Source organism: Syntrophales bacterium, from assembly GCA_030655775.1.
GTDB lineage: Bacteria > Desulfobacterota > Syntrophia > Syntrophales > JADFWA01 > JAUSPI01.
In genome coordinates this window covers 1-6,039 of the sequence record JAUSPI010000266.1, presented here as the reverse complement: position 1 = coordinate 6,039, position 6,039 = coordinate 1, and the positions used below count along the sequence as shown (strand labels likewise).

Here is a 6,039-nt window from a genome sequence, read left to right as displayed (position 1 = left end):
TAAGCTTTCCGAAAAGCAGGCGGATGCGGTTCTGGCAATGCCGTTGTCCCGGCTCACCGGTCTGGAACAGGGGAAGATACGCGACGAGAGCGCGGACCTGAAGAAGAAGATTACGGAATACGAGACGATTCTGGCCAGTCCGGGTAAAGTTAACGGCATCATCAAGAGCGAACTGAATGACCTGGTGAAACGTTACGGAGACGAACGCCGCACGCAGATTATCGCTTCCGAAGTGATGGAATTTTCGGAGATAGACCTGATTAAGCCGGAAGATACCGTGATTACCCTTTCGGCCACCGGTTACATCAAACGCCTGCCGCTGGATACCTACCGCCGGCAGAGGCGGGGCGGCCGGGGCGTGCTGGCCGGCGCCAGCAAGGAGAATGATTATCTGAAGGAGATGGTCCTGGCCAACACCCGCGACTATCTGCTTTTTTTCACCAATCTCGGACGAGTTTACTGGCTCCTGGCTTACCAGGTTCCGGAACAGAGCCGGCAGGCAAAGGGCCGGCCGATTATCAACCTTTTGCGGCTCCTGGAAGGTGAGTCCATAACCGCCATCGTGCCGGTTCCGGACTTCAGTGCCGAGAAGTTTCTCTTCCTGGCGACCGAAAAAGGAGTCGTCAAGAAGACCCGGCTTTCGGCTTACAGTCATCCGCGCGCCGGCGGCATCATTGCGCTGACCCTGCGGGAAAAAGACCACCTGGCCGGTGTCCGGGTAACCACCGGCGAACATAAGATTTTCCTGACCACCCGGAACGGGATGGCCATCTGTTTCCCGGAATCCAACGTGCGTACCATGGGCCGGATCGCTTCCGGCGTCCACGGCATCCGGCTGAAGGGCAGCGATATGGTCGTAGGCGTGGAGGCTTTGTCCGAACCGGCGCCGCTGCTTACGGTTTGCGAAAGGGGCTATGGCAAGCGGACCCGGTCTGATTCCTACCGGATTCAGAAACGGGCCGGCATGGGGATTATTGACATTAAGACCGACAAGCGCAACGGCAAAGTGGTTACGATGCGCATGGTCAAGGATACGGACGAGATGCTTATCCTTTCCCAGAAGGGACAGGCCATCCGCATCAGCGGGGCGGGAATAAGGTGTATCGGCCGCAATACCAAAGGCGTTAAACTGATTAACATCCTGCCGGACGACCGGATTACCGATATTATCGTGAACGAAATCACCGAAGAAGTCGCCAGGGAGGGGACTTCCTCCCCCTTGACGGGGGAGGCGTAGGTGGGGGTGAAATGTAGGGGAGGGGCTGTGTCCCCTCCCGCAGTAGGACAGGCGTCTCGCCTTCGCCAAGGCTACGGCGGGCAAAGCCCGCCTGTCATTCCCGCACCAAAATGCTGTCATTCCCGAATGCTTAGATCGGGAATCCAATCCTATAAGGTGTAGATTCCCGCTTACCACATGCGGGAATGACAAAGTATTCGTAGGGGCTTGATTCATCAAGCCCGAAAGGGTGGGACAGGCGTCCCGCCTTCGCTAAAGCTACGGCGGGCAAAGCCCGCCTGTCAAACGTAGGGGCGCCATTTATGGCGCCCGCGGGCTCGATAAATCGAGCCCCTACAATTTTAACAAACGTAAACTAAAAAAAGGGAGGGCTGCACTTGCAGTCTGTCTGAAAGTCAACCGGAAGACAATTTTATGGGTCAAAATTAAAAAGAAATAATGTCAATACCTGATTTTTTTATCCTATCACCAAAATCATTCTGATCTCTCGTAACTAAATGTTTTATATTATTCAACTGCATGATTGAAAGATGAAAGGAATCACGGGGTTTGAGCCGGAAATTACCCATATTATCAAGGGAACGATTTATTCCCCTTTTTTCCTGTGTTTCTGGAAACTGAATTGCCACAAATTTAGAAGAGTCTAATAAATTTTTCGTAAAAGTTTTTATGTCACCTAAAACGGATGTTCCATTTCAACCACATACCATTTTAGCATAAAACCGCAGGCTATAACTCTTATTTACGCCTTGATACCAACTTTTTTCTTGTGGCTACATGTACATTTTGAGTTGATATTGCCAAAGGAAGAGAGATGCCTGCAGATTTAAGAAGTTCCATAGAACGTTTTCGAGGGCAAGGTATGCTGTGAAAAGATACCCTGTTTTTTACAATTATATCTATTACACAAAGATTGTCCAGTTCGCTCAGCCCTTCTTTCACAGTAATATCCAGTTTTACCCAATACTTATACAGAGCTCGTGTAATCATATAAGATAACATTACTACAAACGCATGGGCCCGGGTGTGTTTTTCAGTCCTGACATTAATCGGACGCACCTCTAAATGTGTTGTTTTCATTGTTCGGAATGCCCATTCTACAAAAGCTAAATCTTTATAGCGCTCATGCACTACATCTTTTGATGCCTCCTGTTTGGAAAGGTCTGTCTTCAATACATAACAGCCATCTAATTTACTCTCTTTGTCCAATGCAGATTTGTCAGTTTTCACCTGGAAGTTTCTGCCCTGGGTGAGTAATTTGAGCCAATTGTCTATTTTTAATTTCTGAATCCTTTCTTTTATTTCTCTTTTTGCTATGCTAATTTTCGCACGAGGATGTTCTTCCAAATACTGATTTTTCTTTGCTACTAATTTCATCACATATTCTTTTTTACTCTGGCGATTTGCCGCTATTTCTTTTGCTCGGTCAGGATTTCGTCGGAAAACATATCTCACTCCTTCAGCCTCAATCTCAGCTATATCCTGGTCAAATAACTCCATCTGAAACATTCCATTTTTCAGTCGTGATTCTATCTCTGATTTGCTAATTGCGGTAATGTAACTGATTTTCTCAGAGTCCAGGCCTTTGATTTGTGTGCTTTTAATCATCCCTCTGTCTCCTACAAACGCTACCTTCTCACATCCAAACCGCTCCTCTGCCTTTTTAATCTGAGAAAGAAAAGTGCAATGGTCTCTTACGTTACCCTTAAATACTTCTATTGATACAGGGTCCCCTTTTTCATCACACAACAACCCCATCAAAATTTGCTTCTTTCCTCGTTTCTTATCCCGTGAATACCCGAATGCAGCAAAAGCATTCTGCTCTCCTTCCAGGTAACTGGAGGTGACATCGTAAAGAAATATTGTATTTACTTTGTTTTCCCTGCGATTATTAAACAGACGTTGTTCTATTCCATCCTGTTGTTCGCTTAACCATGTAAGATTACTATATAAATCATCCTCATTGAATGTTTTTTTAATCCCTAAAACATCACAAGCAGAATGAGTTTCAGCTAACCGCACTGCTGAAAGCCGTGAACCTTGATCTGATACCCGTGCTATTATCTGCCAGAGAGCAAGCTTCCCTTCACGAGTTTTTCCCAGAGCTTCTTCTATTCCCAGTCTTTTGGCAGTTTCGTAAACAACCCATACTCCACCGATAGAAGAACCTTCATGGGTAGTAATATCATCGCTTACAGAGGCTAATTCGGTAAGATTCCCTTTGTGTTTCAGCGCTAATCTTATAGCCTCAATCTCTTCTCTTTTGCAGTGTGAAAGATTACCAATGGTATCATGCTTAACCTTACCGTCTTTGCGGTAACTGGTTCTCAAAAGCGCTCTGGTATAAACCCTGCCGTTTTGATAAGATTCTGATTCATCTATATACATAGTGTCTACTAATATACCTCATTTTTTTCTTTCTGTCAAGGCTTTATGAAATCTATTGGAAATGTCTTATAATTATTAGTGTCTACAAGAAAATCAAAAAAAATTACGCAAATCCCTACTTATTTAAGTGGTTATACAGGTTTTTGAGCTCTTTTTTTCTGGAACATCCGTTAAAACATCGCCATAAGAAAATTCTTCACATCCACTATTTACAAGGCGAAGGCCGCATCTATTAAGTAGCCTATTCACTAAAAAACGAGCTTTGTTTTTAATATTTTTGGGACCCAATACCCTTCTCACTCCATTCCATGCTTCATCAAAAGATAGTGGCGATGCTGCAATCTGACAATCGTTTATTAAAAACTCTGCAAATAAAGATTGAGCCCTCTTTTGTATATCGGATTGCTCAACTTGTTTTGCCCCATAAGCTACGAGAAAATTAGCGTCACAGTAAACAACCGCATTATTTGGAATCATAATCTTCTATCTCTTTTTCAATATTCTCTAAATCAATTGGTTGACCAAAATCAATCGTCCCAGCTGTTTGTATCATCAATAGCCTATCACTATATGAAAGTCTATCAAATAATTCTTTGCCAATATTGTTTTTAAGCGTAGCAAACTTTTTAGTTTTGATTTGCTCTGCTATTCTGTCGGATTCGTCAACTATGGAATCAGACGAGTAATCCAATCCGCGAGGAATGGATATCGGGAATCCGTATTCGCCTATCGTTAGTGTTCCATTCATATTTTTTCGATAATATCTTTAAATTCTAAAAATTCTCTGTCAATTCCTTTCTTTAATTCTTCAAAACTTGGCAGCCTACTATTAAAATGTGCATTAAAATGTGCAAAAAACTTTTGCTCATTACCAATTGGTTTAATTTCTAACACATATGTTGTACCAGCTTTTTCAAACACTATGTTGATTCCTGCACTCTTTATTTTTATATTTTGAATACTAGCAATTTTACTTCCGACAAAATCACTAATTTTTAAATTGCTTTCTTTTGGGGAAATAACTGCATCATAGTTAAAACCATAAGCCGCAACTTTATCTTGTTCTACCATGTCTCCTTTTATTATTTTCTCAAAATCATCTATAACCTCAGAATCTTTTGGCATAACTTCGCTTTTATCGTTAACTATTATCCTCATACCTTCGAATGCAAACTCCTTTTTTCTGTTTGGAAATATGAAAACCTTTAAGCTTGGCGCTTCAACGAAAGTATGTTGATCTTTTTGTTGATCTCCAACCTTAAATAAATCAAGCAACCCCTTTGGGCTAACAAGAAGGTGATTAATAGGTGATGTAAAAAGCACTGTAACGTTTAGGTTTTTTATAGCCTCAATTTTCATAGAAATATTATATACCAAAACTCGAGATCATTTCCACCCTTGCCCGACAATTTTAAATCCAACTTTTTCCTGAGGCGCCTGAATTGGCCCTTGGGGAGTTTGTTGGACGACATTAATCTTATTTTAGCATAATTTTTAGGAAATTTCCATCAAAAATCTATTATAAGGACGAAATTGGCCAAATAATATAAGGACAAGGTAAAGGTTCTAACATCATATTCTGGTGCGGGTTTGATGAATCGAACCCGCACATGACAGGCGGGACGCCTGTCCTACTACGATTTTTTTCAGAAATAAAGGCCATTTCCCATCTGGTAGCGCGAGGGAGAAGTATTTGCCGGGCGTTGGAGTGTGCCGTTGTTTTTCTGCAAGCGAGGGTTATCAGAGCGGTGGAACTTCGCGAAGTGACGGAAACAAAAAATGTAGTGCGAGGCTTTAGCCCCCTTGCCAATCCTATGGCAAGGGGACCCGTGCTATTGGCGACCCTGAAAGGGTCGCACTACGTTAATACGAGATTGCCACGTCCACCTCTGGCGGACTCGCAATGACAAACTACGTCATTTCGCCATCTCCGAATATCTTACTTCCCGTATCACCGTTACCTTGATGGTCCCCGGATACTCCATTCCCTCTTCAATCTTTTTGGTCAACTGGTTGACCAGGAGGGACGCTTCCGCGTCGGAAATTGCTTCCGGCTTGACGATTACCCTTACTTCCCGGCCTGCGGAAATAGCATAGGCCTGGGTTACGCCCCGGAAACCGGTAGCAATGGCTTCCAATTTTTCCAGGCGCTTGATGTAACCTTCCAGGGTTTCACGCCGGGCTCCGGGACGGCTAGCGGAAAGCGCATCCGCCGCGGATATCAAGACCGCGTAGGGTGTGGTCGCCGAGTAGTCGCAGTGGTGGCCTTTGATTGCTTCCAGGACCTCCGGCTGTTCGTTGTAACGGTTGGCAATGTCAAAACCTAGCTGGGTGTGGTCGCCTTCCACTTCCTGGTCCACGCTCTTTCCAATGTCATGGAGTAAGCCGGCCCGCTTGGCAATGGCGCGGTCCAT

Annotated in this window: 6 protein-coding genes; 1 reads left to right on the top strand and 5 read right to left on the bottom strand. The window is 44.2% G+C overall.

Features of this window, described 5'->3' with window-relative positions:
- Nucleotides 1–1,237 (top strand): DNA gyrase C-terminal beta-propeller domain-containing protein (locus Q7J27_14820; protein ID MDO9530414.1); only part of this gene is annotated, 1,237 nt, incomplete at its 5' end.
- 738 nt (nt 1,238–1,975) lie between these two features.
- Here Q7J27_14820 and Q7J27_14815 read toward each other — a convergent pair.
- The 5 genes from Q7J27_14815 to Q7J27_14795 all read right to left on the bottom strand — a co-directional run bounded on the left by Q7J27_14815 (nt 1,976) and on the right by Q7J27_14795 (nt 6,039).
- The gene (locus Q7J27_14815; GenBank protein MDO9530413.1) at nt 1,976–3,625 is read right to left on the bottom strand and encodes an IS1634 family transposase; all 1,650 of its coding nucleotides are present in this window, start codon (nt 3,623–3,625) and stop codon (nt 1,976–1,978) included.
- 123 nt (nt 3,626–3,748) lie between these two features.
- Nucleotides 3,749–4,102: a hypothetical protein gene (locus Q7J27_14810; GenBank protein ID MDO9530412.1), complete on the bottom strand. Its 354-nt coding sequence runs from the start codon at nt 4,100–4,102 to the stop codon at nt 3,749–3,751.
- Nucleotides 4,089–4,373: a hypothetical protein gene (locus Q7J27_14805; protein MDO9530411.1), complete on the bottom strand. Its 285-nt coding sequence runs from the start codon at nt 4,371–4,373 to the stop codon at nt 4,089–4,091. The genes Q7J27_14810 and Q7J27_14805 overlap by 14 nt, the downstream gene beginning before the upstream one ends.
- Nucleotides 4,370–4,984 (bottom strand): hypothetical protein, encoded by a 615-nt coding sequence (locus Q7J27_14800; GenBank protein MDO9530410.1) that lies wholly within the window; start codon nt 4,982–4,984, stop codon nt 4,370–4,372. The genes Q7J27_14805 and Q7J27_14800 overlap by 4 nt, the downstream gene beginning before the upstream one ends.
- Nucleotides 4,985–5,541: 557 nt before the next feature.
- On the bottom strand, nt 5,542–6,039 hold the full coding sequence (locus tag Q7J27_14795; protein ID MDO9530409.1) for an HD domain-containing protein: 498 nt from the start codon (nt 6,037–6,039) through the stop codon (nt 5,542–5,544).

Excerpts from the sequence above, each read along its gene's own strand:
- Q7J27_14805 (MDO9530411.1), bottom strand. The coding sequence starts at position 4,373 with ATGAATGGAACACTAACGATAGGCGAATACGGATTCCCGATATCCATT.
- Q7J27_14815 (MDO9530413.1), bottom strand. The coding sequence starts at position 3,625 with ATGTATATAGATGAATCAGAATCTTATCAAAACGGCAGGGTTTATACC.
- Q7J27_14810 (MDO9530412.1), bottom strand. The coding sequence starts at position 4,102 with ATGATTCCAAATAATGCGGTTGTTTACTGTGACGCTAATTTTCTCGTA.
- Q7J27_14795 (MDO9530409.1), bottom strand. The coding sequence starts at position 6,039 with ATGGACCGCGCCATTGCCAAGCGGGCCGGCTTACTCCATGACATTGGA.
- Q7J27_14800 (MDO9530410.1), bottom strand. The coding sequence starts at position 4,984 with ATGAAAATTGAGGCTATAAAAAACCTAAACGTTACAGTGCTTTTTACA.